This window comes from Legionella lytica (genome assembly GCF_044626755.1).
GTDB classification, from domain to species: Bacteria; Pseudomonadota; Gammaproteobacteria; order Legionellales; family Legionellaceae; genus Legionella; species Legionella lytica_A.
Genome location: NZ_JBGORX010000003.1, coordinates 66,495 through 92,672, shown reverse-complemented (window position 1 = coordinate 92,672; position 26,178 = coordinate 66,495). Strand labels below are relative to the sequence as shown.

Below are 26,178 nucleotides of genomic sequence, written 5' to 3'. Positions count from 1 at the left end.
ACGAACAGAGAACAATAAACATTATCGCAGAGCTAAAATAACACGATTTAAATAGAAAATCTCTGCAATTTTGTCGTTCTTTATGAAAGAAACCATTCCAGAAAGAACTATAATAAAGCGTAACCGCAAAGTGATACGCCCTCCCTAGCATAACACTCATTAGGATAACGTAGCCCCCCAGAGCAATTACAAGATGGCACATTCCATACTGGCACAATATAATATCTATGTGCTATAGTGACTATTTTTTTCGGGTACCACCACCATGTTTGACACCTTAACCGAACGCTTGACCCGCACCTTTAAAAATTTACGCGGACAGGGCCGTTTAACAGAAGAGAATGTACAAAGCGCCCTTCGTGAAGTCAGACTCTCACTGATTGAGGCGGATGTTGCCTTACCAGTTATTAAAGAGTTTATTGAACAGGTAAAACAAAAGGCGCTTGGACAAGAAGTTTTAAACGACTTAAACCCAGATCAGGCCTTTGTTAAAATTGTCCATGATGAATTAATTCAAGTCATGGGTGGTGAACGGGTTGAACTCAATTTCAAAACCCAGCCACCGGCAATATTTTTAATGGCTGGATTACAAGGTTCGGGTAAAACCACCAGTACAGCAAAACTTGCGCGTTACCTGAAAGAAACCGAAAATAAAAAAGTAATGGTTGTTAGTGTCGACGTATACCGGCCAGCTGCAATTCAACAGCTCAAAGTATTAGCCGAACAAATTGATGTCGCATTTTTCCCGGCAGAATCCCATGAGCAACCATTATCCATTGCCCAAAAAGCCATCGATAGTGCGAAAAAGCAATATATGGATGTGCTGCTTATTGATACCGCGGGGCGTCTGCACATTGATGCAGAAATGATGGCGGAACTTAAAGGTCTGCATCAAGCGATTAAACCAATTGAAACGCTCTTTGTTGTGGACAGCATGACCGGACAAGATGCCGCAAACACAGCGAAAGCATTTCATGAAGCCTTAGCCTTAACAGGGGTTATTCTTACGAAAACAGATGGTGATGCGCGTGGTGGTGCTGCCCTATCTGTAAAACAAATTACGGGTCAACCCATCAAGTTCATCGGAAGTGGGGAAAAGATCGAAGCATTAGAACCATTCCACCCTGAGCGTGTTGCTTCAAGAATATTGGGAATGGGAGACATTCTTACGCTGATTGAAGAAGTAGAGCGTAAAGCAGACAAACAAGCCAGCGAAAAACTAGCTAAGAAATTAAAGAAAGGCAAAGGCTTTGATTTGGAAGATTTCAAACAACAGCTATTACAAATGAATAATATGGGCGGTATTAGCGGCATGATGAGCAAGCTGCCAGGTGTAAGCCAAATGATGCCGCAACAGGCAATGAAGCAAGTTAGCGACAAAGCAATGGCTCAAACAATTGCCATTATTAACTCGATGACGCCTAAAGAGCGACGTATCCCTAAATTGATCGTCGGTTCACGCAAAAAGCGTATTGCTATGGGTTCAGGAACCCAAATTCAAGATGTTAATAAGCTATTAAAGCAATTTGAGCAAATGCAGAAAATGATGAAAAAGTTTACTAAACCGGGCGGCATGCAAAAAATGATGCGTGGTTTAGGGGGAATGGCTGGATTAAAGGGCATGTTCCCAGATGAGTTCAAGTAATTATTAAAGAATAATGTTAGAAAAATGAGAGCAGTACGATTTTTTTAAGATAATTCGTAAGAATTACTTCACATGCCGAGTTAATTTTCGTACAATACACGGCATTTTTACGTAACCACTCTAAAGTAGAGGAAAATAATGGTCGTTATACGTTTATCACGAGGTGGCGCAAAAAAGCGTCCTTTTTATCATTTAGTTGTTACTGATAGCCGCAAGCGTCGCGATGGTAGCTACATCGAGTCTATTGGTTACTTCAACCCAGTAGCACGTGGACAAGAAGTGCGTATTCACATCGATGCAGAAAAATTAAGCCAATGGCAAAAAGTTGGCGCGCAATTATCTGATCGCGTAAGTGCACTGGTAAAAGAATTTAACAAAAAAGATAAAGCTGCTTAATAACGTGAGTAATCAGGAAAACTGGATAGTCGTTGGTCGTTTTGGGCGGCCTCATGGTATTAAAGGCTTTGTTACGGTTCACTCCTTCACAGAGCCACGGGATAATATCTTGAGGTACGAAGATTGGCATGCGTTTATTAATAACAAATGGCAGCCAATTAAACTGCTTAATGCGGAAGTACAAACTAAGTCCATCATAGCTCAGATTGAAGGTTATCCTGAACGCGAAACTGTAGCTCATCTAACTAATGTAGAGATCGCTGTTCAGCAAGCACAGCTTGAAGAACTGGACTCTGGTGAATATTACTGGCATCAGCTAATTGGCATGAGTGTAGTGAATTCCAAAGGAGACTCTTTTGGTAAAGTCACTGAAATCATCCCGACAGGCTCTAATGATGTCTTGGTAGTGCAAGGCGAAAAAAGGCATTTAATCCCTTATTTACCTAGCCAATTCATCTTGGATGTTAATCTCAACCAACAACTTATTACTGTTGATTGGGACTTGGATTTTTAAGTGGCGCTTCATCTTGGAGTCATCACTTTAATACCCGAAATATTAAATGCTTTACATTATGGCATTACGGGTAGAGCTATAGAGCAAGGCTTGGTTAAAATAGATCACTGGAATCCACGTGATTGGGCTTCACGGCCATATCGGCAAGTGGATGATAAGCCCTACGGTGGTGGACCAGGAATGGTCATGATGTATGAGCCCTTGCAAGCAGCAATTATGCAGGCTCGCAGTCAAATGCCCAGTCACTGCAAAACGATTTACCTTAGCCCGCAAGGAAAGGTGATTCGCCAGCACGACTTAAATCAAGTGGCAAATGACAAGCAACCCTTGCTCTTTATTGCAGGGAGATATGAAGGAATTGATGAGCGCATTCTTCAGCATTATGTCGATGAAGAATGGTCTCTTGGAGATTTTGTTTTAAGTGGTGGTGAATTAGCCGCTACGGTATTCATCGATGCGATTATTCGTTTGATACCTGGCAGTTTAGGACATCTTGGTTCAGCAGAACAAGATTCATTTATGAATGGTTTGTTGGATTGTCCTCACTACACACGACCAGCAACAATTAACGGATTAGATGTTCCTCCTGTATTATTAGGTGGAAATCATAAAGAAATCGAATTGTGGCGCAGAAAACAATCTCTTGGTAAAACCTGGCTTAAGCGACCAGATTTACTGGAAAAAATAGAATTAAATAATACAGACCAGCAATTGCTTGCTGAGTTTAAGTGCGAACACGGTATTTCCTAGCCTCGAATCTAGGAAGACCAATTTGAGGAGTAGTCCATGACTAATATTATTGACCAACTGAATGCTGAGCAAATGCAGGGTAAAGAAATTCCTGAGTTTAGCCCAGGTGATACTGTTCTGGTTCAAGTGAAAGTAATCGAGGGAACCCGTGAGCGTTTACAGGCTTTTGAAGGTGTTGTAATTGCTAAGCGTAATCGTGGTTTGAACTCAGCGTTCACAGTACGTAAAATTTCTCACAACGTTGGTGTTGAGCGTGTATTCCAAACTTACAGCCCAATCGTTGACAGTATTACTGTGAAAAGACGTGGGGATGTACGTCGTGCTAAACTATATTACCTCCGTAATTTAGCTGGCCGTGCTGCACGTATCAAAGAAAAATTAGCAACTAAAAAAGCTGATTAATCGCTCTGCATCTCTTTTCCTGTCGCAGGAAAGAGATGCAAGTATCTCATTTGGCTGCACGCATGCATCCAATGAGGTGGTTGTATGATGAACTTTAATCTGCCAACTAATCTTACTGTCTCTATTTTTCCTACCCCTTGGGGTAAACTGGCCGTTGAATTTGATGAGCATTTTGTTTATCGCTCTTTTTTTACTTTAGATTCAGGCCCATCACACAAGCTTCCATTATCTGATTTAATTCAACATGAATTAGCATCTTATATTGCCAATCCTAATCATCGCTTTCAATTACAACTGAAGCCGCAAGGCAGCGCCTATCTGCAAAAAGTATTAAATGCTTTACTGGTGATTCCTATCGGGCGTACCGTTACTTATGGTGAGCTGGCGTTAACATTACAAAGCAGCCCCAGAGCTGTTGGCCAAGCCTGTAAGCGCAATCCGTTGGCCTTATTTATTCCCTGTCATCGAGTTATAGGCAAACATAGTTTAGGAGGCTACATGGGAAGCCCTGATGCCTTGCATTATAAAGATTCCTTATTGGCCCATGAAATGTCCGTAAAGCGGTAAATTCGCGAATATTTAAGTAAAAAATACCCTATCGCACATTAGCCCACCTGAAGCGATGTTTCTGCTTTATTTTCTACTGATGTCCCGGGAATTATTTTAGTAAAAAAGAAAGCACAATAAGTAAAAAAGGTCTTAGATACCTGCATCAGAAATGTAGGTGGAGCAATGATATCTAAATATTTTTCCTCCCACTTCTTAGGCTGGGCTTTACGCAGCAGTGCCACATAATTATTTATTTCGGATAAGGCTTTATCTCCCATCGCAGTCTGTCCCTTTAAATAAGACACAAAGGCTTCTGCAATTCCTAAGCGTGTGTAACACAAACTGCTTCCCTTTTCCTTATCTTCTTCACAATAAAGCTTATCCTTATACTCGCGCACTGCATGCAATACAAAATTGATATCGTAGATTTTTTTACACGAAATAAGCAATTGTGACTCATTAATAAAAGAGGTACGTTTTAAAAAATCATTCCGAACTAAGTTGGTACTTTCATTAAAAAGCTCAGGACTGCCCCCCCAACTCCGCGTTTTTTCATCCATAAACTTATAAATCTCACGTTCATTTATTCCTACGGGAAAATTCGTGTCCTCTAAATTAAGCTTGTGGAACGCCACGCATGAAAAGAGCGCATTAGTGGTTGTCATTAATTGAAACATGAGCACCCCCGAATGCAACAGCGCTGTTAACTCAGAAATCGCATAGAGAATAGCCATGTGCTCAATATCTTCATCGCGAAAACCATAACTGAGCCATTCAAAAACCAAGCAATCCATGAGCGCATCGCCACCTAAAGGGGCATCGGGCCTCCCGTATTTTTTGGCAACAAAGTTAGGCCACTCCAAAAAGAGAAAAAAATCGCGTTCCCGCAGAGCCATAAGATATTCAGAACTGGATGAAAGCATAACAATCCTTGCATGCAAACAACAATTTTTTTAAGATTATTATCCTATACTTAAAAAAAATAAATATATATATTCCTGAGGGTGTATAATGAGAAAAAACTATTTATCCTTAATCGCGTTATCACTTTTACCGTTCCATTCCGCATTTGCAAACTGTGATTTAACTAAGTTTCGCTGGGAATGTGACCTGCCCGTCCAAGTCGCCCCAAGACCCTATGCTCACTCATTAGTATATTGTAATAACTCGTATGGTTATATTACCAAAGAGCAATATGACATCTTAACTCGCTATCAACGCGCGAATGTGAATATGGTCTTAGACATTGATGGCGAATATATAGACAGTCCTTGTATCCCAAGAGAAAGAGAGTAAAATGGTAAGATAGAGCCTCCACTTCCTGTTGTATGATTATCGAATTAGATGGCATTTCTATTGAAGTCACAAGAAAGCCCATAAAAAATATGACTCTGCGCATTTACCCTCCGGATGGATTAGTGCGAGTAAGCGCCCCACTAAAATATAGTGAACGTTTAATTCGTAAAACGCTGGAAGAAAAAAAAGCGTGGATTCATGAGCATCGTGAACGTATGCGTCATCGTGCGCCCTTAGAAAGTTTGCCCTTACGAACGGGTACAACTATACCTTTTATGGGGAAAAATTACTTATTAATCATTGAAGAGCACCATGGTCCCAATCAGGTGCAACTTCAAGATGAGCTCATCCACTGCTATACACAAGTGGGTAGTTCACCAGCCCAAATCCAAGCGCTAGTTGATGCATGGTACAAGCGTCAAATGCAACTGTTGCTCCCCAGGCTCATTATGCATTGGGAAACCATTGTTGGTGTTAAAACCAAACAATGGGGCATCAAAAAAATGAAAACACGCTGGGGTTCTTGTAATCCGCATGCTGCACGTATTTGGTTAAACCTCACTCTCATTAAAAAGCCCCAAATTTGTTTGGAGTATGTTTTAGTCCACGAATTAGTACATATGCTCGAGCCCAGTCATAACAAACGATTTTATAGCTTCATGAATCAATTTATGCCTCACTGGCGTGAACATCAACATCTGCTTGAAGGACGCTAATGCTACAAAATACCGAGCAGCTTATTGATAATCTGTGCAATCAAGGATTTCATCTCCTCGATGGATTCTTATCTCAAGAACATTATTTTTCACTCCGAACTACGGCGAAAGAATTATATGAGCAAGGTTTATTTCGTAGTGCCAAAATTGGTGTGAATATGAGCTCGCAGCAAAATAATGCCATTCGCACCGATGAAATTTTATGGCTTGAATCAGATAGTGCAAACCCTGCAATACAATTTTTTGTAGCTCAAATTCATCAGCTAGGCCAGATTCTCAATCAAAACCTATTTCTTGGTATACATGAATTTGAAACTCATTTTGCAAGCTACCAACCCGGTACTTTTTACAAAAAGCATATCGATCAATTTGCTGCCCAAAAAACTCGAAAAGTATCCTTTGTTTATTACCTAAATGAAGAGTGGCAAGAGGAGTATGGCGGTCAATTAAAACTTTATGATACCAATGACCAGCTACTTGAAAACGTCAGCCCTCAAGGCAATCGACTCATTTGCTTTAATAGTGAGTTACCTCATGAAGTAGTGACCACCAACCAACCGCGATACAGCATCACTGGCTGGATGAAAACCCGACCCATTAATCATGCAATACATACCTAAGAAGTACGGGCAAAATAACCTTATTCAACCCTACAGTTAGGTAGGTATGTCTAGTCCCCCTGTTCTTTTACATGCTTAAGCCCGCGATTGAACTTCTTGTTTTTCTGCAGCAATCTGTTTGTTAGAATCATTTTGAGAAGCCTTCAACCATCAAACCACCAAAAAGGAAAAATCGGCCCGCGTAATCATCAAAATTATTGTCTATAATGATAATTTATCCTCACATAATTCTATATGCATGCCTTAGACATTAAACAACTATCTAAAACTTATGCCAATGGAGTTCAAGCGCTCAAAGGCATTGATTTAACCATAAAATCAGGTGATTTTTTTGCCCTCCTTGGCGCTAATGGTGCGGGAAAGTCGACTACAATTGGCTTAATAAGCACTTTACTTACGAAAACCTCGGGCACCATTAGTATTTGCGGCTATGACTTGGAAAAAGAAGCAGAAAGAGCCAAAGCCTGTCTTGGCCTAGTACCCCAAGAAATTAATTTGAATATATTCGAAACCTGCCTGCAAGTTTTACTAAGCCAAGCCGGTTACTATGGGATCTCACGAAAAAATGCCTTACCCAAAGCAGAGGAGCTCCTAAAGCAGCTCGGCTTATGGGATAAACGCGATTCGATTGTCCGTCATTTATCTGGAGGCATGAAACGCCGCTTAATGATTGCCAGAGCACTAGTACATCAACCGCGGGTTTTAATTCTTGACGAACCAACTGCGGGTGTTGATATCGAAATCAGACATAGCATGTGGGAGTTTTTGACCCATACCAATAAAGAAGGCACCACCATTATTTTAACCACTCATTACTTAGAAGAGGCTGAGCAGTTATGTAAGAATATTGCCATTATTGATAAGGGGCAAATTATTAAAAACAGTGCCATGAACGCCTTACTGCAAACCTTACGCCATCAAACCTTTGTCTTTAATACGGAGCAGCCCATTCACGCACTTCCCGACTTAAGTCCGTTGCTCGCCACCCTGATTGATTGCCATACCCTGGAAATTCGTGTTGATACCCATGACAGCTTAAATGCAGTATTTACTATTTTATCCAGGCACGGCATCAATATTAGTAGTATGCGGAATAAAACCAATCGCTTGGAAGAACTCTTTTTGGATCTGATAAAAAATGGCCATTGAAAAACAACTTGTTTCATTATACACGCTGGTACGACGTGAAGTGGTGCGAATGTTTCGTATTGCCAGCCAGGTATTTTTGCCTCCCGTAATCACTACCACGCTTTATTTTTTGATCTTTGGTAGTTTGATAGGCCCCCGTATTGGGGAAATTCAGGGCGTAAGTTATCCCATGTTTATTGCCCCTGGCTTAATTATGATGTCGGTAATTGTTAACTCTTATGGTAACGTATCCTCTTCGCTGTATAGCGTGCGTTTCCAAAAAAGTATTGAGGAAATGCTTATTAGCCCGATGCATGATGGCTTTTTACTGCTGGGCTATGTTTTAGGAGGTATGGTACGCGGCTTAATTGTTGCAATTTTAGTTTATCTGATTGCTAGTTTTTTTCTCACGATTCAATTAAGTCATTTACCGATGACCTTGCTGGTTGTCTTACTAGTTTCCGCCGTATTTTCCTTAGCGGGTTTTACGAATGCGATGGTGGCGCGTAATTTTGATGACATTATGATCATTCCTACCTTTATACTTACCCCTCTAACTTATTTAGGAGGTGTGTTTTACAGCACCACAATGTTGCCGGATTTTTGGCAAAAGGTATCTCTTTTAAATCCAATTTTATACATGGTTAATGCGCTTAGACAGGCAATGATTGGTCAAAGTGAAGTGGGTATGGGCTTAGCGATGGGTATCATTTGTATCATGCTGGTTTTATTAGCGACATTGAATCTGTTTTTATTAAAGAAAGGGGTTGGATTGCGCGAGTAAGTGCCCATGGTCGCCCTGATGTCCACCCAGGACGATGCTTCGTTAAAGCTCCATCATGGATTGCTTCACTACCTGCTGAGGGATTTAAATTAAAAATTTCTTATTCGGTCATTGGAGGAACATGATAACGAAGCAACCAGGAGTTCAATATTCTGAGCCTAAGTTGCTTCGCTACTTAGTGATAATGAATTTAAAATACCATAAGAACTGGTAGCCCGTATTAGACGCGGTCGTAATACGGGTTCTGTAAAATGGTGCAATCGAACCGGCTAAGGTAAGCCAGTACTACACGCTAGGGAAATGTCCGCAACCGCAGTCACTGCCTGAATAGAGTCAATGCTACCGGTCGTAATCGTACCAGGAACCTGGTTCGTAGCAACATAAGTTGCAATTAATGCCCCTTCGTCTGAAACATTAGTATCCGCAACTGCCCCTCCAGCCATCGTTTCAATTTTCCCTGGAGCGTTTAAGGGCGAATTAACGATACCATCTGGTGGGAATGGAGCATCGACAATACGATCACAGGTAACACGTACACTTTTCCCCGGTCTTAACAGCTTATCGCGAGCCGAGACCAATCCCTCGAGAACCTGGACATACGTATTTTCAATGGCGCGAGCTCCAGCACATTGCTTGTTTTTACGATTAGCGTTTGCTTTCGCCGAACGAGTTGCATCAACACGAATATGGGTTCCAAGAATAGCCAGAGAAACAATAGGTGTTTTTAAGGTTTCTTTAATTTTCCCACCATTTTGAATTTCTAATTTTCCATGAGCTAACTCGGCATCAATTTGCACGCCAGATTGCTTTGGAGCATACGCGTGAATCTTATATGATGAGCCTGAACCGATATTTACTAAAGCACCATTTGAATACTGAAGATGCACTGCGGCATCTGCCGCTGTAACAATTTCATCACCAGCCTCCAACGCAGAACCACGCGAAAGGGCCCGCGTACTACCACCATGAACAGCCGTCACCTTATTCTGTGTAAACAATACCTTAGCAGCAGACTCAGCGAAAACCTGGGTCGTCATGGATAAAAGCCCGATTAAAATTATTCTCTTCATATTTTTCCCTGTACAATAAACAAAACATTAATTATTTATGTAGATGAACATAAATACCACTCCAATCTTCCGCAGGTGGTTCCACCTGGAATCCTTTAATGCGCTCAAGATACATTTGATACAAATAAATTTCCGGCGATTTGCTTTTCAGAATATCAAATTTCTTTTCTGCAGACGACCAGTTACGCGCATAATAATCATCTAAGGCTGACTGATATTCCGTCAACTCAGCTACAACAGCATCATCAATCTCTGAACGTAGGCCAACTGGTTGATAAATAATCAATCCCGTTTTACGTCCCTTAACTGTGATTTTATCTACCGGCCGCCAAACAAATCGATCATCGGCAGCATGAGTGCCATCGCTTACTAAAATATTTACTTGGTAAAACTTGGTTAAATCTTGTAAGCGCGAAGCCAGGTTTACCGTATCTCCAAGAACCGTATAGGCTCGACGGAATTCCGATCCCATGTCACCCACGTTCATTAAACCAGTCGCCAAGCCCACTCCAATATTTACTGCAGGCAGCCCTGTTGCTACCATTTTTTCATTAATTTTGGGCAAGCTCTTTATCATGGTTAATGAAGCCATAACCGCATGATAAGCATGCTCCTCATCGACCATCGGTGCGCCCCAGAAAGCAACAATCATGTCGCCAACATATTTGTCAATTGTGCCACGGAAACTGAAAATTATTTCCGTAATCGGGGTAAAAAAAGTATTTAATAAACGTTTAACATTCGAAGCCTCCAAGGACTCACTGATGGAAGTAAAATTGCGAATATCACTAAACTGCACCGTCATATTCCGCTCTTGTCCATCCATACTGTATTGTTCTGGAGAATCAATTAATTCTTTAACATATTGCTCAGGAACATATTGACCAAACAGCTGATTAATTTTTCTCTTTTGTCGCCGCTCCATAATAAATAAATAACCATAATTAGCCACTGTCTGCAGCGTAATCAGCACCAGAATGAAGGCTAAGGGTACATACAAACTTTTGGCGACAAAAAGATAAACGGAAATTGCTAAAGTGGCTAAGATACTGATAAAGGCCAGTATTAGCATGCCTGTAACACCAACCAAGGTAAAGACACAAGTGAAAAAAAATCCTAATAATAAGAGGTACATGCGAGCACTAGTGGTATGCCAATTATATTGGGTAACCAACTGTTGCCCCACAATGCCTTGCACCATATTGCCGACCATTTCCACTCCAGGAAATGATTGAGCTACCGGAGACTGATGTAAATCAGCAAGCAAAATCATGGTTGAGCCAATCACTGCAATGGCACCTTGGAGCTCATCGGAATTAAAGTGACCTTGCATAATATCGGTTGCAGAATAATAAGGTAAGGTCCCCGGAAGCCCCCAGAACGGAATAAGAATTTGCCCATAAGAATTCGTTGGGATAAACACAGCCCCAATTTGAATTCCACTTAACTCACCATCAGTAGTAATCAAGTTAGCGTGATCCACCATCAGATAATTCATTGCAATAGCCAAAGATAAGGTGGAATAAAGTTTGTTATCATAGCTCGCGATCATCAATCCATGACGCACTGAGCCATCTGAGTCAGGAAGATTCGCTACCGAGCCTGCTTGGGTAGCCGCCTCAAGAAATAAAGGCAAACAACCGTTATAGCCCGTAAACTGAAAAAGAGGCATATCACCACGATAGATAATCGCATTGTTTGGCAGGGTTAATGGTGAGGGCAAGGCCCCTTTTTTAACGAGTTGATCATTATGAAATAAAAAACCCAAAACAACATTATGCTCTAATAAAGAATGTGCAAGAATTCGATCATTATCAACATGCGGAGCAATTGACTCTAATAACGCAGGGAGTTGCTGTTGATTGGGTGGAAGTTTGGCAACCAGTGGCAATAATTCATTCTTTAAGCCGATAGCATAATTTACCTCGGGTTCAGACATAACCATATCCGTACCAATAGTTACGATCCCCGCTCCCTTTAATTTGTTAATTAATTCGGCCAATTTATTACGTGGCCAAGGCCAGCGCCCTTCCTGTTGTACAGAGCGATCATCGATATCAATAATAACAACTTTGGGATTAGGCAAATGGGGCCGACGATTTAATTGAACAATTTGATCATAAATTCGATCATCTAACTGATCAATAAGGAAACTGACTAAAGGGAGATGAATTATGTCCGCAAGGAAAATAAATGCCGTACAAAAAAGACCAAGAGAAAATTGCGTCAATTTGGATTTCAGCATTTTGGGCAAAAACTGCGAAGCATTCATTGCAAAAATTCGTCCTTTCTATGAAGGTAACCGTTTTATTCCGACGCAGGTAAAGGCTACGTCCGAGAAATCCTCTCATGTTTTACCCAAGCTCCAACGAACCACGGACTAAGCGCGGCACGTCGGAGATTATCGTATTACGTCAAACGACTAAGAATGCCTAAGAAAACTGGTACTCTATAGCGGCTAAGGTTTGGAAACTATGGAATGTACTGCTCGCATTGTAATATTTTTCCTCAACACGCATCGTAACATTCTTATGGGTATAGGAAACGCCCCCACCTAAACGAAAACCATCTTTATTCATGTTTAACTGAGGCAAAGTACCATTCACTGTAATAGCAGAATTCACGATGGGACGGCTATTGGAGAACTGAGCTACTTGAAATAAACCGCCATTAATAAAGGGCATTAATTTAGGGTTAATAAAATAACCAAGCTCTGCATTTTCCATTAACAGGGTTGCTTTATTTCTTAAGGCTTCAATCGGCACCGACGTTTCTAGCGCGGGGAACTTATACGTATAGGGACCTGTATCAATTTGGCTATATAAAACACCGAAATTTGCTCTTAGTAAAAACTTTTGCCAGCTTTTTCTATAAATCCCATTAGCACTCACAAACCAGTTATCACTACCATTACGCGCATAGGCATGCGACTCATCAAGAGTGTCTGGAGCCACGGTCAAGTAACTGTTGATTTTGTTTTGTCCGTAACCAGCAGCTAAATCCAAATAGATTTGTGGCGTAAAGATCTTTAGTACGTGACCAAAAATTGTATCATTTTTTATATTTTGCGAGGTCGTCGTCACCGGACTCGGTGACAACAAAAAAGCAGAGTTTATCGAAGTATCTACACGAAAATAGTACACACCGGCCATTACGCTGGGGCCAAAGGAAAGATGATCCGCTCCGGCTGAATAAAGATTTGAATGCCCATTGTAACGGTTTATATTCTCCGATGAGGATGACTCAAAGTGAAAATCAGTATATCCATAAAGGAATTCCGGAGTTATCTTTTTCAGAAAACCTGTTACATTACTATTGGTTTCAGTAGCCATTTCACTTCGTGTTCTGGACAAAGCATCAGCACAAACTATTTGCCCACTGCCTAATAAAAATAATGACAGAATTACCGCTTGCTTTTTCATCACATCCAAATTCCTTTTCTAGAAGGTATTATCATCATGCCTCATCATAAACAAAAAATAGGGTACTAGACAAGATAAAGCAGGGAAAAAAGCTGGTAAATCAATATGTTTAAAAGATAGGCAATAAATGCCACGATGTAATTGACGTCTGGTTGAACAGAAAAATATACCTAGTTTATCAATCTGATGCACACGGGAAAATCGAAAAAATGAGGATAGTTTCGAGTGTAACCCACGAAGCGCTACACTCTATGATAACCATTTTAAGCGAAAGCGGGACTTTCCTCTTCAGCGGCAATTTTCTGCTCGATAAGAGCATTGATTACACAGACTATCGCTTCAACAGCTGAAAAAACCAGGGGTAAAAGCGTCATACATGCTAGAGTAGGTCCAACAGGGCTTCCGACTAAAGCAGCCGAAGCAGCAACCGAAGCAGACCAATAAGCCAATCCAGAACAATTTTTGAGCATCTCTTGCAAATGAGGATGTTCTTTTAAAAAGGCATTATTTTCTATATAGTGTCTGGTTAGTAAATCAGGTAACCATTTTAAGAGTGCCGCTAAAGCTCCCACCCCAGCGAAAGCCATAAAGCCACCAGCCCCCTGCACCAACCCGGGAGCAAAAAATGAGCCTGTAAATTTACCGAGAGTACCGATAATGCCACCACCTAGAGCGCCACCGAAAGCTTGGTAGCCAGCCTCTATGAGAACATCTTCTGCACGAACAGGTCCTTTTGCATTATCGATTATACTATCTGCCATAAATAAGATCCCAAGATTAATTAAGTCGCCACATTGTACATAAAAAAAACACAGAGCTCAATAAAAAACTCCTCTTTCCTTAAAAAATGTCCTTTTACTTAAGGGATGAATAATAGAGCAAAAGAGCGCATTACACGCTCAGTGTATAGGGCCTAAAGAAGCCCATTTTTAGTTCATTTGAGGTAAATTTGAATGCAAGTAAGAGGTGATGCATGCCGAGAGCGCATTATTTAAAGAGGCTAGTATCCAAGTAATTGTAGGTATTAACATCATGCACGCAACTGTAGGAGCAACAGGGCTGCCTATTAGCACCGCCGAAGCCGTGACGGCAGCACAACTATAAGCCAAATTCAAGCTATTCTCTATAAAGGACTTCAGATTAATATGCTCGGCTAAATAATCATTATCATTCAAGTAATCTTTGGTTAATAGTTGTGGAATCCACTTTAAAAGTGCGGCAAGAGCACCAACACCAGCAAAAGAGAGAAAACCACCCGCATTACTCATCAGTTCTGGACTAAAAAAGGAATAGGCATACTTACTAGCAAAGCCACCTAAGCCACCAAAGACCGCCCCAAGCCCTGCTTCCCCACTGGCTCGACCAAAAATCTCTGAAAACTCTTGGGACTTCAGCGCTTTAAAACCATTATCATCCTCTAAACGAATAATTTTCCCTGGATACTCTGAGCGATTATTAGGCATGTAGAAAGATTCCAAACAAATCAAGTTGTTAAATTGTACTGTTTTCTGTAAAAAATTTCAACACTAATTAATGAAAAATAATCATTTAAATCGAGCTTATTTACGATTAAAACCTAGGGCACGCAGCCGTTGTTCTATTGAAGGATGGGTATCAAAAGCACTGCTTAAGGATTTAATCGACGAGATGTCTGAGGGATCAAAAAGATAGGATGCCTGGCGCACCTGTTCATGAGCTGTATTCCCATATTCTTCTGCATAATAATCAGCATGTTGTTCATGATCAGAACTAATCTTTAATAAAGCTCGAGCCATAGGCTCATTATCTCGCATCAATTCAACACAGCCAGCATCAGCCATATATTCACGAGTACGACTTAAAAATAGCGTTAATAAAACGGTGATAATTGGTAAAACATAGCGCAGAATCATAATCACCATCAGTAATTGATTATTATCGCGTCGATCATTACCATTGCGTCTAAATAAAACCGAATAAAATAAAATATCGATCACAATAAGCAAAATATTACTTAAAACCGCTACGGTTAAAGTCAATTTAATATCACCATGGCGAATATGACTTAATTCATGTGCCATAACGGCTTGTAATTCAGCACGATTTAATTTATCAATTAATCCACGAGTGATGGCCACCATTGCCGACTTTTCACTATAACCGCTGGCAAAGGCATTCATATAATCTGCTTCAATAATAAAAACTTTGGGAACATACTGTAAGCCCGCAGCAACCGTCATTTCCTCTACCACATTATATAATTGCTGCTCTTGTACATTTTGGGCGTTCTCCGGGGTGATCTCTCGATACTCAGTACCTAAAAGCATGATGCGATCGTAAAGCGAATACGTTATTAATAAAGAAACAGCAGCAAAACCAACCATGAGTAAGGTGGCGTAGGGAATCACGCGAAAATACAGTAAGGCATTCATGCTTTGTTGCACGGTAAGACCGGGATACATAGTTTGTAAAACCACAACATCCGCAATCAAACCGACAGCAAAGTAAACACCAACAAATAATCCAATGACCATACGCGTCTTGCGCTGGTTTTTTCTTATTTGCTCGCGCCAGTCGCCTGCACTGCCATGATAGTCAGCAAGACTCATAGTCTATCTCAAAATTTTACAGTGTAGTCTTCTCTAACCTGAACTTGTTCTTCAGGAAGCCCCCAGTAAACAAAATCTTTATTCAATGCAGAGGAGAAATAATTTACCACCATTGATTCAAAGAAAGACTTTTTCTTCGCATTATAACGCTCAATCGCATCGTTATATGCTTGTTTCGCATAGGCTAATTTGTTTTCGGTATTCACAATTTCTTCCTGCAATTGCAGCACGTTTTGATTGGCTTTCAAATCAGGATATTGTTCAAAAACCACATTAAGGCCTGATGCAATTTGCGAAATTCCATTCTCTGCAGCAATCCGCCCCTGTTCATCACCAGCAGCCTTAGCCGCTTGCGCTTGATTACGTAAGGCAACAACATCTTTCAACGTGGTTTGTTCGTAATCCATATATTTTTTAACAGTATCAATCAGGGATTCGAATACCTTAAATCGGCGATCTAATTGAATATCAATTTGCTTTTTGTCGTTATTAATGGTCTCTATGAGCTGGATTAAAACGTTATAAATACCAATAGCCCAGATTACCAGAAGTACAATGATGACTAAAAGCGCAAGAAAGAAAGTACCCATGTTGTTATCCTATAAAAAATATCCTACTTAAGTTATAGCTTGAAAATAGTAAAAATAACAGGGGAATGTGCCAGACATCCCGTATTAAGACGTCGTCTAATACGGGCTTAGTATTATTTGGAGTTCAGAAGTGGTTTCAAAAATTGTCCGGTATACGATTGTGGACTTTTAGCAACTTGTTCTGGAGTTCCAGTGGCTACAATAAGCCCACCTTTACTACCGCCCTCAGGGCCTAGGTCAATAATCCAATCCGCAGTTTTAATTACATCCAGGTTATGCTCAATAATGACAATCGTATTCCCCTGCTCGCGCAAACGGAATAGTACCGAGAGCAGCTGCCGGGTATCATGAAAATGCAAACCTGTAGTTGGTTCGTCTAAGATGTACAAAGTACTCCCTGTACCCCGTTTGGATAATTCACGAGCCAGTTTAATACGTTGCGCCTCTCCTCCAGACAAAGTGGTAGCGCTTTGGCCTAATTTAATATAAGACAAGCCCACATCCACCATGGTTTGACATTTTCTGGCTAAGATAGGGATGGCGGCAAAAAAAGTACAGGCATCTTCAACCGTCATCTCTAACACTTCATGAATATTTTTGCCTTTATACTGAATATCTAGGGTTTCGCGGTTATAACGCTTACCTTCGCAGACATCACAGGCAACATAAATATCCGGTAAAAAGTGCATCTCTACCTTAATAAGCCCATCTCCCTGGCAAGCCTCACAACGCCCGCCACGAACATTAAAGCTAAATCGACCCGGTTGATAACCGCGTGCTCTGGCTTCAGGAGTTCCAGAAAATAAATCGCGGACATGGGTAAACAGACCCGTATAAGTTGCAGGATTTGAACGTGGAGTACGGCCAATTGGGCTTTGATCAATATCGATAACTTTATCGCAGAGATTCAGCCCAGAAATTTCTTTTACCGCCCCTGGAGTAAACAAACTGGCCCGGTTTAACTGGTTCGCCGCTATCGGATACAAAGTATCGTTAATTAAACTGGACTTTCCAGAGCCCGATACCCCTGTGATACAAGTCATCAAGCCTAAAGGAATACTGACACTCACCTGCTTAAGGTTATTGCAACTAACTCCTTTTAAATGAATCATTTTCTCGGGATTTATCGGTAAACGTTCCTTAGGCACAACGATCGCCTGTTTACCTGATAAATATTGTCCGGTCAGGGATGCCGGATTCTGCATCACTTCTTCAGGAGTACCACGGGCAACAATTTCACCGCCATGAACCCCGGCACCTGGGCCAATATCCAAAACAAAATCTGCACTCCGAATGGCATCCTCATCATGCTCAACCACAATAACGGTATTGCCTTGATTACGTAAATGCATCAAAGTTTTTAACAAGCGATCATTATCGCGTTGGTGTAAGCCAATTGACGGCTCGTCTAAAATATACATTACCCCGACCAAGCCAGAACCAATTTGACTCGCGAGACGAATACGTTGCGCCTCTCCACCTGATAAGGTTTCTGCACTGCGAGTTAAGGACAAATAATCCAAGCCTACATTGACTAAAAAGCCTAAGCGCTCCACGATTTCTTTATTAATCTTGGCAGCGATTTCGCCTTTATAACCAGTTAAGCGCAAATTTTTAAAAAACTCATATGACTTTTCTATGGAATAAGCGGATATTTCGGGTAAGTTTTTATCATCAATGAATACGTTACGTGCTTCCTCACGTAAGCGGGTGCCCCTACAAGTCTGACATGGGCGTGAAGATAAATACTTGGCAAGCTCCTCCCTGATCATCCCTGAATCGGACTCCCGATAACGACGTTGCATATTCGGGATAACTCCTTCAAATACATGCCGCTTCAGCATAAAACCACCATTGGGTCGATGGTAATTAAACTCAATTACGTCACGACCGCTACCATATAAAATGATTTCCTGCATCTCTTTAGGAAGATCACAAAAAGCCGTACCCGTGTTAAAACCATAATGCTGCGCTAAGGATTCCAGCATGGAGAAATAATAATTAGTCTTTTTATCCCAACCACGAATAGCACCTTCGGCTAAACTGGCCGTAGCATCATGAATCACCCGATCCGGATCAAAAAACTGATCCACCCCTAAGCCATCGCAAGAGGGACAAGCACCCACCGGATTATTAAATGAGAAAAGACGGGGTTCGAGTTCACTCAAACTGTAACCACATTCAGGGCATGCAAACTTGGAAGAAAAAACTAGATCAGTAAATTGCTCATCCATGGAAGCGACTATGGCAAGCCCTTCAGCCAAGTTCAATGCATTTTCAAACGATTCACTTAAGCGTTGTTCAATTTCGGGTCTTACTTTAAAGCGGTCGATCACTACTTCAATCGTATGTTTAGTACGCAAGCCAAGTTTGGGCGGCGAATCAAGCTCATACAATTCCCCATCAATGCGCGCACGCACATAGCCCTTCGCTTGCAATTGCTGGAACAACTGCACTTGCTCGCCCTTTCGCTCACGGACTATGGGCGCCAAAATCATCACTTTGGAATCGGCAGGTAAGGTCATTACCTGATCCACCATTTGACTGACCGTTTGCGCATGCAAACGCACGTGGTGTGTGGGGCAACGCGGCTCACCGACCCGCGCATACAACAGACGTAAATAATCATAAACTTCGGTAATAGTCCCCACCGTAGAGCGAGGATTATGTGAGGTTGCTTTCTGTTCTATCGAAATGGCTGGAGATAAGCCTTCAATAGAATCAACATCCGGCTTTTCCATCATCGATAAGAATTGTCGAGCATAAGCAGACAAGGATTCGACATAACGTCGCTGCCCTTCGGCATACAACGTATCAAAGGCTAATGAAGACTTACCAGAGCCTGATAAACCAGTAATAACAATTAACTGATCTCGAGGTAAGTCTAAATCAATATTTTTGAGATTATGAGTTCGTGCACCACGAATACTGATAGTTTGCATAAAATTCGTTCGTTTGGTTTAATAATTCTGAAAAGAAAAATGAATTATGAACTTAAATTCGCAGAGCGTATAGACATTTTTAATTCCATAACCAAGATACGGCCAACAGCATATTTTTTGCCTTGAAGTAACTTGGGTATCCATAAAGACTTCTGCTACACTTAATTTAATAACTCGTTAATATAAAAGGATTTTAGTGATGAGGGCTCTTGTACTCGGAATCATTATCATTTTGGCTCCCAATCTTTACGCCAAAGAACCCATACCAGTAACCGCCTGGACCAAAAAAATCTTACTTAATGCCTTAAGTGTAGATCATAAATCTATAGATGAGGAACCCCAGGAATATAAAGCAGGATTTACCATCAATAGCTGGGATGCGCTGAAGGTCTTCCTTGGAGGATATGCAGAAACCATCCGTGAGAAGGAACTATCGGTTCATCCTCTTTTTCTTATCGAGCCTCAGGTAGTAGACTCCGGCGATGTCTCGGGAATGCGATTTTCCCGCGTCAACACGGAAATCCTGTTGCCGGAAATTAATGTAAAGGTTGCCTTTTCACTACTGGTCATTGCCACGACGCAGCCATCAAGCAGTCCTTATATTATCCAAAGCATTAGTATGGTTAAGGAGGAAAAATAATGCGCCCTTCTTTTCGTTTTAAATTATTTTTCTGGTATTTCTGCCATTTTAAAGTTGCCCTGATAGGCTACTTAAAACCACGGTTAATTAAAATAGATGAAGAAGAAATTGTTATTTGTCTTCCACTAAGAAGGCGCAGCCGTAACCATTTAAACTCAATGTATTTTGGCGCCTTATCGGTTGGCGCAGACTTAGCTGGTGGAATCCATGGTTTTTATCATGCGGAACGAGCTCAATGTAAGGTTTCATTAGTTTTTAAATCATTCCAAGCACAATTTTTACGCCGTCCGGAATCAGATGTTTATTTTGTGTGCACTGATGGTGCCCAAGTCAAAGCCATGTTAGAAGAAACCCAAAGAACAAAAGAACGAGTGAACAGGCCCATCAAAATAGGTGCTTATACAGATTACCCTGGATTAACCAATAAAGTGGCTGATTTTACGTTAGAATTATCCGTAAAAGCGATTTTATAAAAAATAAGTTCAAAAAACCTACATTCTTAATAATAATTTAAGTATTATGCATTACACTAGCGCGGGGTTAATAATGCAGGAAATCTGAATGTTTATTATAGAAGAAAAACTACGAATCATTGAATCATTCAAGAGAAACCAGCTGTCTAAAAAAGTAGAACATTATTACGCACAAATTTTTGATGTGCTTAAAAGTGAGTACGTTAGTCCGCAAATACGTCCTTATTTTGCTGCTGAAAAGATCAATGAAACAGGCGTTCCATTTACTGACTTTGAACTTGAGCCTGATAACATTACCCAGATAAAAAAGCTCATTAATGCCCTTTATTATGCTCGTTTATCCTTTATTGATTTAGAAAATATTGATATTAGAGATTTACGCAAAGCCGGCCCCCATGCCGTATTACTGATTAGCAATACCATTGAAACAACTTATGAAGCAGCTTACTTAGCCACACATTTGGATGTGGATTTAAAAGAAATGTTCCGAGAGGAACTTGATTTTATCCTGCCTCATTTAGCCCAAGTACAACAACTTGCGGAAAAAAATGCCCAAGCAACCAAAGATGCGATTCAACCCTACCCTCTTGCGAAAACGGTCGGGGTAGCAACAGGTAAAACCATAGATCAATTACGCCCTTTAGGTGGCGATGTTGATTATAACTTTCTAACTGAATTTAGTAGGTTGTTGCCCAGTTATATTAATCAGCTCACCGAGAAAATAGAATCATACTCGTCACAACTTCGCCAAAATGAGCCCAAGCTCAATCAAAAAAAATTAGATGAAATACAAAATGCTGCACTTCATTTATTAAATGACATCGAAAATTTAAAAGGAAATAAGATCCTTGTTTCGCTTAAATTTTTAAATTACATCCACATCCTTCGTAACCTAATTACCTTGGTAATGAGTACCCTGGAACAGGTTGGGGAGCTAAGTGAATTCTCCCAAGATGTGGTATGCGGAAAATTATCGCAAATAAAATACGAGGTACTTCCTAAACTATTTGGCCTGGTAGATAAAATTGAAGTGAATTGCATGCTCAATCCGGGCACCTTATCTACCCCCCTGATGGCTAATGCCCAAAAATTATATGAGGCTCTTGTTTATCTTCCCCAAAAAGCCATTGATTTTAAAAAAAGAGGGGAAGAGTTACTGCAAATTGAAGATTCCCGGTTTATTGAGTTAAGACTTGAGCTTGCTTATAAGCGTATTGATACCGCAAATAAAACACTCTATAAAACCGAGCAAGCCCAGAATGCAATTAACGCGTTTTTCGATGAGTTAGCAAAAGCAGAGCATCAAAACCTGAGTCTACATCAATTACCTGAACAGGTAAGAAAAGAACTTGTGAGCCATTACAAAATATTTAAACCTTATGTAGAGCGTTTGGATGTCGACCTCAATGATCAAATGAGCGCAGGCCTGCTTGGTCCCCAAGCGTGGTCATCTTATACTACCCGTTCAACCTGGTCTTCTTATATATCAAGACCATGGAGTTTCATAACCAGAGCACTATCCCCAGATCATGTAAGCTTCGTTCTACCTAAAAGAGTAGCCCTATCCGCATTAATTAAGAAAAATGAGGCAACCCAACTATTCCATATCGGGCTCAATCGAGATCTGATTGACTCGGTATATAAAAATGCGCAGTTAGCCTTATATCCTTATAATCAGCCAATGAATGTGTACACCATTGATGAAACAACTCCTCTAGGGATAAAAAAAGATGACGCACCGCTGACCATTGAAAAAACACAGCTTGTAACGCTGAAATCCAATTTAACTAACTTCAATAAACTTATTAAAAAAACGATTAATGATACTCAAACTCATTTGGCCTTAAATCAGCTCGAGAGCAACGACAAAATTCGTCTGAAAAACCTTTATAATAAACTGCGTTCTTATTTACCTTATTTAACAGCGCGTAAAGAAGACTTACACAAATTTGAACAATACCTTGCTGCATTGCTGGCTAATAGAATAGTAGATCCCAAAGACACTCCCACCATTGTCGACACCACCTTCTTACTGGAAAACTGTACCGCATCGCTGGTGCGAATCCAAACATCATGGCCGACTACAGATGACTCATATTATGATTTGCCACACGCTAAATTCCTTGATGAAGAAGCTGCAGCCGCCTTTCTCGAACAAGAAACCAAAAAACTGAAATTCGAAAAAAGTGATAGCACTCAACATACTTTACTAAGAAACCCAGAACAATTAACCGCCGATCAAACCCTTGAACTTTGCGAATGGTATCGTAATAAGCACAATAAGTTTCAAGTGGCACAGCAAGCCTATAACGATTTTATGAGACTGTTGCAAATACACAGCTCGCAGGAAAAAGGTGCTCAAGCCCCAGCAGCCTTAGCCGTATATGAGGCGACGAGAGCCAGCGTCTATAATATTGACGAAACTAATCTACAAAACACTCAGACTAGCGTCATAATAGCAAGGCCGGAGCAATTAACAGCCGAGCAGGCAATTGAAATCTATACTTTATATTGTACTAAATACAATAAGTTTCAAGTAGCTCGACAAGCCTACATCGAGTTTAATGAAATCCTGAAAAAACATAGTCTTCATGACAATATTTATGCTCTAAGTCAATTAGATGGAGCGCTTAAAGAACAATGCCGTAATTTATATGCCGTGTTCCAACCTTATTTTGTAGTGGCTGCATCGCCTCAAAACAGCGAGAGTATGCTTCGTTTAGATCGTATTCTCGTTGATTTATTATCGAATAGACCTGTTGTTGCAATGGACCTCCCCGTCCCCGATTTATTCAAAGATGCGGAACAACATTTTGGTCGAACAGAAAAGACTTGGCGAAAAAAGAAACAACAATTTATTCGTTTGGCACGAGAACAAAGCACGACTGAAGCAGACTTTATCCAACTATTAAAAGCCCATAAGATTTCAGGTGCCGTACAAAAAATTGAAGCCTTAAATGACCAGGTAAAAACGGAATGCCGCAATTTGTATAATGTTTTTCAAGCTTATTTTGTGTGCGCAGCTCCCGAAACCCACAAAGAAAGTGTACAAAATTTTGATAAATTCTTAGCAGACGCACTATCCAAGAAAAAGCTCGACGCGAAAACAATACCAGTCGTTGACCTGTTTGAAGAACTGGATGAATATCTTGAAACTTATTTTGCTAATGTAAGTATGGATTTGCACCAGAAAAACCAACAATACATTCGTTGGGCTCAAGAAAAACTGATTACGGAAAATGAAGCCGCCTCATTCAGCCTAAATCTAAAGCAGGGAGAAAGAGCCTCTCGCCTTCTCAAAGACACTAATATATCTAAAGGCATTACTGAGTTTAGAGGGGCCTTGTATGGCATCCAGGCGCTCTTTAATGAAGCTATGCGCAAACAATTAATTCCCAAAACCCAAGGGGTTCCTTACCCTGAAATGGAAGACCCGCATCAACAACTGGCTGAGAGCATGCAGGTTCGGGCGATAAAAGATATCTATAATTGCCTGTTTCACATCGAAGGAATTGCTCATGCACTAGAAGATTTAAATGATTACGACCTGCATGGACCTTATACCGCGATTGGTGAAGAAAAGATGGCCAAATTATGGAAATGGAATTATGTAAGTACGCTGTTACAAGCTTATGGTCATATCAACGAAATCATTCAGCTCAGTGAGCGATTGGCCAGCGATCCTCATTATAGTTTTATTACCCGCGAATTAGTCAGCAAAGCGCAAAATCTTTATGCGGTTATACAGGGGCATTCTTTTGCATATCAAACAACGCCTGAGCAAATTCCCGTCGATGGAACCGTACAACAAAATTCCGTGTGGTTTGCACTGAATGCGTTTTATATCGGCCCCAACCACATTAGATCGCTAAAAAATAAGAATTATCAATCGACCGAAGAATTGAAGACGCTCTATAGGAATGCAAAACAAGCTACATTGACTATAGAAGCAATGATTCAAAATTCGCATTCTTATTTTAAACTCTTTCTTCAGTCTCCCCAGATGCTGTTGCTTTACAGAGAGTTGATGCAAAAGCTCAATGAATTTACTACTACAGCACATGATGCCGTACTTAATAATGTAGATAAGATTCGACCTGGAATATTTACACCCATGCTGCTCGAAGCGGATCATTGGGAAACCAAACTGGGATTAGCTTCAGGTAGTCTCTCAGAACCATTACGACGTGTTACTAATGAATTTTATAAAGGCTTTTTAGAGGCTCTTGATTTACCCTCTGAACTGCATGTGGCCTTAATTTGCGATAAAAAACCCTTAGAAGAACGTACGAGTGTTCTCAATAAAAGAATTACTAAGGCTCAAAATAATATTGCACGCGTCAAAAAAGAATACGCCGATCTTGAAACCTTATACCAGTATGTTCAAGAGTACAAACGCTACGCTCACCCCGATCTCATCTCAAAGTTACAACCCATTAGCGTACATCCATTCACTTTTGAGGAGTGCATTGAAGGGCTGCAAAAACAATATAAGAAAAACTTACCCGTCTTAGCTCAGTTTCGTGAGACAAAGAAAGTCAATGTCGCCGTTAGCACCTATGAAGACCAGCATCTATTAGATAAAGTATGCAGTGAAACTCTTAATGCCTACGACCCTGAATTTACCGAAATTGAAGGCTGGATCACAGCCAGTTATCATTACGTTCTTGGCTTGGTAGCAACCTATGAGATGAGACTAAAGACTGCTCAAGAACAACTAACACAGCTTAAAGGAATCGACAAAGTCCAGGATAAAGAAAACCAGGATTTTATTCACGAATATACGACAAAAACCTTTAATCAACATTTAAAGAAACTATGTAACCGTCATATTGGTTTGCAATATACCGATCAAGAGTATCGCAAAGAGTTACGTAAAGAATTACTCACGTTTAAAAACACCATCATTGAGCAGGCAAAAACGGTAAAAGATATTAGTTTTAGTATAGAAAAACAGTTGCAAGAAAAAATAGGTGAGTTTGAAAGCAAGCATTATGAGGAGTACGCACAGCTGGATCGCGTGATGGTTGTTTTAGCCCAGATAAAAGGATATTTAAGCGATGCAACAAAAAAGAAAAATGAACAGCATGTGAGTAGCGTACAAAAAACACAATCGAATCTTAAAGATCCGATAACTGAAAAGTCAGAATTAATTAATGAATTATATGAAATAGCGACCAATGCGCAGAATGAGGTAGATGAAACCGCGCTAGAGAATGACTCTGAGCCCTTGGCAACTAGGCAAGAAAATGTAGGGCCTGAGGCAAATGCAAACCACGCACAGAAGAAGGAAGATGAGCCAAGCACTTTATCAATCAAAGAGCGTTTCGAAGAGATAAAAAAACGAGTGAAGCAACCTCGCTTTGAAAGCGTTCTTCTTGCTCCCAACCGGCACATGGATACTCTAAGTTTTGCTTATTTGAAGGCCTGTTTTCTATCTTTGCTGGAAGCCTTAAATATTTATCCTTCGACAAGAAAACGCCTCTACGACAACATGAATGAGGCAGTAAATAAACCACAAAAACTTGATGCCTCGATAATCCTGACCTACGGATTATTCATTCCGCCCCCCCCTCCCCCGGTAACGAAGACATTGGTTGAAGCGGAAGAAACCACACTTATCCCGGTGTTATAGCGCAAGCTAATCCAAGAT

23 protein-coding genes are annotated in these 26,178 nt (G+C 40.6%); 14 read left to right on the top strand and 9 right to left on the bottom strand.

Going from position 1 to position 26,178, the window contains the following annotated elements:
* Nucleotides 1-265 precede the first annotated feature (265 nt).
* The 6 genes from ffh (at nucleotide 266) to ACD661_RS10060 (ending at nucleotide 4,274) form a co-directional block, all read left to right on the top strand.
* Complete coding sequence (gene ffh, locus ACD661_RS10085) at nucleotides 266-1,645, top strand: signal recognition particle protein (protein ID WP_400187729.1); 1,380 nt, start codon at nucleotides 266-268, stop codon at nucleotides 1,643-1,645.
* A gap of 138 nt (nucleotides 1,646-1,783) precedes the next feature.
* Complete coding sequence (rpsP, locus tag ACD661_RS10080; protein ID WP_252580530.1) at nucleotides 1,784-2,041, top strand: 30S ribosomal protein S16; 258 nt, start codon at nucleotides 1,784-1,786, stop codon at nucleotides 2,039-2,041.
* 4 nt (nucleotides 2,042-2,045) lie between these two features.
* Nucleotides 2,046-2,555: a ribosome maturation factor RimM gene (rimM, locus tag ACD661_RS10075; RefSeq protein WP_400187728.1), complete on the top strand. Its 510-nt coding sequence runs from the start codon at nucleotides 2,046-2,048 to the stop codon at nucleotides 2,553-2,555.
* On the top strand, nucleotides 2,556-3,305 hold the full coding sequence (gene trmD, locus ACD661_RS10070; protein WP_400187727.1) for a tRNA (guanosine(37)-N1)-methyltransferase TrmD: 750 nt from the start codon (nucleotides 2,556-2,558) through the stop codon (nucleotides 3,303-3,305). It begins immediately after the preceding gene.
* A gap of 36 nt (nucleotides 3,306-3,341) precedes the next feature.
* Entirely contained in the window at nucleotides 3,342-3,707 is a 366-nt protein-coding gene (rplS, locus tag ACD661_RS10065) for a 50S ribosomal protein L19 (RefSeq protein WP_133136861.1), read from the top strand.
* Between the two features lie 84 nt (nucleotides 3,708-3,791).
* Complete coding sequence (locus ACD661_RS10060) at nucleotides 3,792-4,274, top strand: methylated-DNA--[protein]-cysteine S-methyltransferase (RefSeq protein ID WP_400187726.1); 483 nt, start codon at nucleotides 3,792-3,794, stop codon at nucleotides 4,272-4,274.
* Between the two features lie 38 nt (nucleotides 4,275-4,312).
* Here ACD661_RS10060 and ACD661_RS10055 read toward each other — a convergent pair whose 3' ends face one another.
* Nucleotides 4,313-5,179 carry a helical bundle domain-containing protein gene (locus ACD661_RS10055; RefSeq protein WP_400187725.1) on the bottom strand — a complete coding sequence of 289 codons (867 nt, stop codon included), beginning with the start codon at nucleotides 5,177-5,179 and terminating at the stop codon, nucleotides 4,313-4,315.
* 88 nt (nucleotides 5,180-5,267) lie between these two features.
* On the opposite strand from ACD661_RS10055, the gene ACD661_RS10050 reads away from it, so the two are divergent.
* From ACD661_RS10050 to ACD661_RS10030, 5 genes are all read left to right on the top strand, one after another.
* Nucleotides 5,268-5,552 (top strand): hypothetical protein, encoded by a 285-nt coding sequence (locus ACD661_RS10050; protein ID WP_400187724.1) that lies wholly within the window; start codon nucleotides 5,268-5,270, stop codon nucleotides 5,550-5,552.
* Between the two features lie 32 nt (nucleotides 5,553-5,584).
* Nucleotides 5,585-6,268 carry a M48 family metallopeptidase gene (locus tag ACD661_RS10045; RefSeq protein ID WP_400187723.1) on the top strand — a complete coding sequence of 228 codons (684 nt, stop codon included), beginning with the start codon at nucleotides 5,585-5,587 and terminating at the stop codon, nucleotides 6,266-6,268.
* The gene (locus ACD661_RS10040) at nucleotides 6,268-6,888 is read left to right on the top strand and encodes a 2OG-Fe(II) oxygenase (RefSeq protein ID WP_400187722.1); all 621 of its coding nucleotides are present in this window, start codon (nucleotides 6,268-6,270) and stop codon (nucleotides 6,886-6,888) included. Before ACD661_RS10045 ends, ACD661_RS10040 begins: the two co-directional genes overlap by 1 nt.
* A 234-nt stretch (nucleotides 6,889-7,122) precedes the next feature.
* A complete protein-coding gene (locus tag ACD661_RS10035; protein ID WP_400187721.1) occupies nucleotides 7,123-8,037 on the top strand; it encodes an ABC transporter ATP-binding protein in 915 nt (304 codons plus the stop codon).
* Nucleotides 8,027-8,800, top strand: a complete 774-nt coding sequence (locus tag ACD661_RS10030) for an ABC transporter permease (protein WP_400187720.1) — start codon at nucleotides 8,027-8,029, stop codon at nucleotides 8,798-8,800. Before ACD661_RS10035 ends, ACD661_RS10030 begins: the two co-directional genes overlap by 11 nt.
* A gap of 269 nt (nucleotides 8,801-9,069) precedes the next feature.
* Here the strand turns inward: ACD661_RS10030 and ACD661_RS10025 are convergent, their stop codons facing one another.
* The 8 genes from ACD661_RS10025 to uvrA all read right to left on the bottom strand — a co-directional run bounded on the left by ACD661_RS10025 (nucleotide 9,070) and on the right by uvrA (nucleotide 19,412).
* Complete coding sequence (locus ACD661_RS10025; protein WP_400187719.1) at nucleotides 9,070-9,870, bottom strand: FecR family protein; 801 nt, start codon at nucleotides 9,868-9,870, stop codon at nucleotides 9,070-9,072.
* Between the two features lie 31 nt (nucleotides 9,871-9,901).
* Nucleotides 9,902-12,142 carry a CHASE2 domain-containing protein gene (locus ACD661_RS10020; protein ID WP_400187718.1) on the bottom strand — a complete coding sequence of 747 codons (2,241 nt, stop codon included), beginning with the start codon at nucleotides 12,140-12,142 and terminating at the stop codon, nucleotides 9,902-9,904.
* A 160-nt stretch (nucleotides 12,143-12,302) separates the two neighbouring features.
* A complete protein-coding gene (locus ACD661_RS10015; protein WP_400187900.1) occupies nucleotides 12,303-13,292 on the bottom strand; it encodes an autotransporter outer membrane beta-barrel domain-containing protein in 990 nt (329 codons plus the stop codon).
* Nucleotides 13,293-13,555: 263 nt separating this feature from the next.
* On the bottom strand, nucleotides 13,556-14,053 hold the full coding sequence (locus tag ACD661_RS10010) for a hypothetical protein (protein WP_400187717.1): 498 nt from the start codon (nucleotides 14,051-14,053) through the stop codon (nucleotides 13,556-13,558).
* Nucleotides 14,054-14,221: 168 nt separating this feature from the next.
* Nucleotides 14,222-14,755 (bottom strand): hypothetical protein, encoded by a 534-nt coding sequence (locus ACD661_RS10005; protein ID WP_400187716.1) that lies wholly within the window; start codon nucleotides 14,753-14,755, stop codon nucleotides 14,222-14,224.
* 96 nt (nucleotides 14,756-14,851) lie between these two features.
* A complete protein-coding gene (htpX, locus tag ACD661_RS10000) occupies nucleotides 14,852-15,880 on the bottom strand; it encodes a zinc metalloprotease HtpX (protein ID WP_400187715.1) in 1,029 nt (342 codons plus the stop codon).
* Between the two features lie 8 nt (nucleotides 15,881-15,888).
* Nucleotides 15,889-16,470 (bottom strand): LemA family protein, encoded by a 582-nt coding sequence (locus ACD661_RS09995; protein ID WP_400187714.1) that lies wholly within the window; start codon nucleotides 16,468-16,470, stop codon nucleotides 15,889-15,891.
* 113 nt (nucleotides 16,471-16,583) lie between these two features.
* A complete protein-coding gene (uvrA, locus tag ACD661_RS09990; RefSeq protein ID WP_400187713.1) occupies nucleotides 16,584-19,412 on the bottom strand; it encodes an excinuclease ABC subunit UvrA in 2,829 nt (942 codons plus the stop codon).
* A 199-nt stretch (nucleotides 19,413-19,611) separates the two neighbouring features.
* On the opposite strand from uvrA, the gene ACD661_RS09985 reads away from it, so the two are divergent.
* The 3 genes from ACD661_RS09985 (at nucleotide 19,612) to ACD661_RS09975 (ending at nucleotide 26,160) form a co-directional block, all read left to right on the top strand.
* Nucleotides 19,612-20,052 carry a hypothetical protein gene (locus tag ACD661_RS09985; protein WP_400187712.1) on the top strand — a complete coding sequence of 147 codons (441 nt, stop codon included), beginning with the start codon at nucleotides 19,612-19,614 and terminating at the stop codon, nucleotides 20,050-20,052.
* Nucleotides 20,052-20,525, top strand: coding sequence for a PaaI family thioesterase (locus ACD661_RS09980; RefSeq protein WP_400187711.1), 474 nt, complete (start codon nucleotides 20,052-20,054; stop codon nucleotides 20,523-20,525). Before ACD661_RS09985 ends, ACD661_RS09980 begins: the two co-directional genes overlap by 1 nt.
* An 88-nt stretch (nucleotides 20,526-20,613) precedes the next feature.
* Nucleotides 20,614-26,160 carry an SdhA gene (locus ACD661_RS09975; protein WP_400187710.1) on the top strand — a complete coding sequence of 1,849 codons (5,547 nt, stop codon included), beginning with the start codon at nucleotides 20,614-20,616 and terminating at the stop codon, nucleotides 26,158-26,160.
* The last annotated feature ends 18 nt before the right edge of the window (nucleotides 26,161-26,178 follow it).

Excerpts from the sequence above, each read along its gene's own strand:
- ffh (WP_400187729.1), top strand. The coding sequence starts at position 266 with ATGTTTGACACCTTAACCGAACGCTTGACCCGCACCTTTAAAAATTTA.
- rpsP (WP_252580530.1), top strand. The coding sequence starts at position 1,784 with ATGGTCGTTATACGTTTATCACGAGGTGGCGCAAAAAAGCGTCCTTTT.
- rplS (WP_133136861.1), top strand. The coding sequence starts at position 3,342 with ATGACTAATATTATTGACCAACTGAATGCTGAGCAAATGCAGGGTAAA.
- ACD661_RS10060 (WP_400187726.1), top strand. The coding sequence starts at position 3,792 with ATGATGAACTTTAATCTGCCAACTAATCTTACTGTCTCTATTTTTCCT.
- ACD661_RS10055 (WP_400187725.1), bottom strand. The coding sequence starts at position 5,179 with ATGCTTTCATCCAGTTCTGAATATCTTATGGCTCTGCGGGAACGCGAT.
- ACD661_RS10050 (WP_400187724.1), top strand. The coding sequence starts at position 5,268 with ATGAGAAAAAACTATTTATCCTTAATCGCGTTATCACTTTTACCGTTC.
- ACD661_RS10045 (WP_400187723.1), top strand. The coding sequence starts at position 5,585 with ATGATTATCGAATTAGATGGCATTTCTATTGAAGTCACAAGAAAGCCC.
- ACD661_RS10040 (WP_400187722.1), top strand. The coding sequence starts at position 6,268 with ATGCTACAAAATACCGAGCAGCTTATTGATAATCTGTGCAATCAAGGA.
- ACD661_RS10035 (WP_400187721.1), top strand. The coding sequence starts at position 7,123 with ATGCATGCCTTAGACATTAAACAACTATCTAAAACTTATGCCAATGGA.
- ACD661_RS10030 (WP_400187720.1), top strand. The coding sequence starts at position 8,027 with ATGGCCATTGAAAAACAACTTGTTTCATTATACACGCTGGTACGACGT.
- ACD661_RS10025 (WP_400187719.1), bottom strand. The coding sequence starts at position 9,870 with ATGAAGAGAATAATTTTAATCGGGCTTTTATCCATGACGACCCAGGTT.
- ACD661_RS10020 (WP_400187718.1), bottom strand. The coding sequence starts at position 12,142 with ATGAATGCTTCGCAGTTTTTGCCCAAAATGCTGAAATCCAAATTGACG.
- ACD661_RS10015 (WP_400187900.1), bottom strand. The coding sequence starts at position 13,292 with ATGAAAAAGCAAGCGGTAATTCTGTCATTATTTTTATTAGGCAGTGGG.
- ACD661_RS10010 (WP_400187717.1), bottom strand. The coding sequence starts at position 14,053 with ATGGCAGATAGTATAATCGATAATGCAAAAGGACCTGTTCGTGCAGAA.
- ACD661_RS10005 (WP_400187716.1), bottom strand. The coding sequence starts at position 14,755 with ATGCCTAATAATCGCTCAGAGTATCCAGGGAAAATTATTCGTTTAGAG.
- htpX (WP_400187715.1), bottom strand. The coding sequence starts at position 15,880 with ATGAGTCTTGCTGACTATCATGGCAGTGCAGGCGACTGGCGCGAGCAA.
- ACD661_RS09995 (WP_400187714.1), bottom strand. The coding sequence starts at position 16,470 with ATGGGTACTTTCTTTCTTGCGCTTTTAGTCATCATTGTACTTCTGGTA.
- uvrA (WP_400187713.1), bottom strand. The coding sequence starts at position 19,412 with ATGCAAACTATCAGTATTCGTGGTGCACGAACTCATAATCTCAAAAAT.
- ACD661_RS09985 (WP_400187712.1), top strand. The coding sequence starts at position 19,612 with ATGAGGGCTCTTGTACTCGGAATCATTATCATTTTGGCTCCCAATCTT.
- ACD661_RS09980 (WP_400187711.1), top strand. The coding sequence starts at position 20,052 with ATGCGCCCTTCTTTTCGTTTTAAATTATTTTTCTGGTATTTCTGCCAT.
- ACD661_RS09975 (WP_400187710.1), top strand. The coding sequence starts at position 20,614 with ATGTTTATTATAGAAGAAAAACTACGAATCATTGAATCATTCAAGAGA.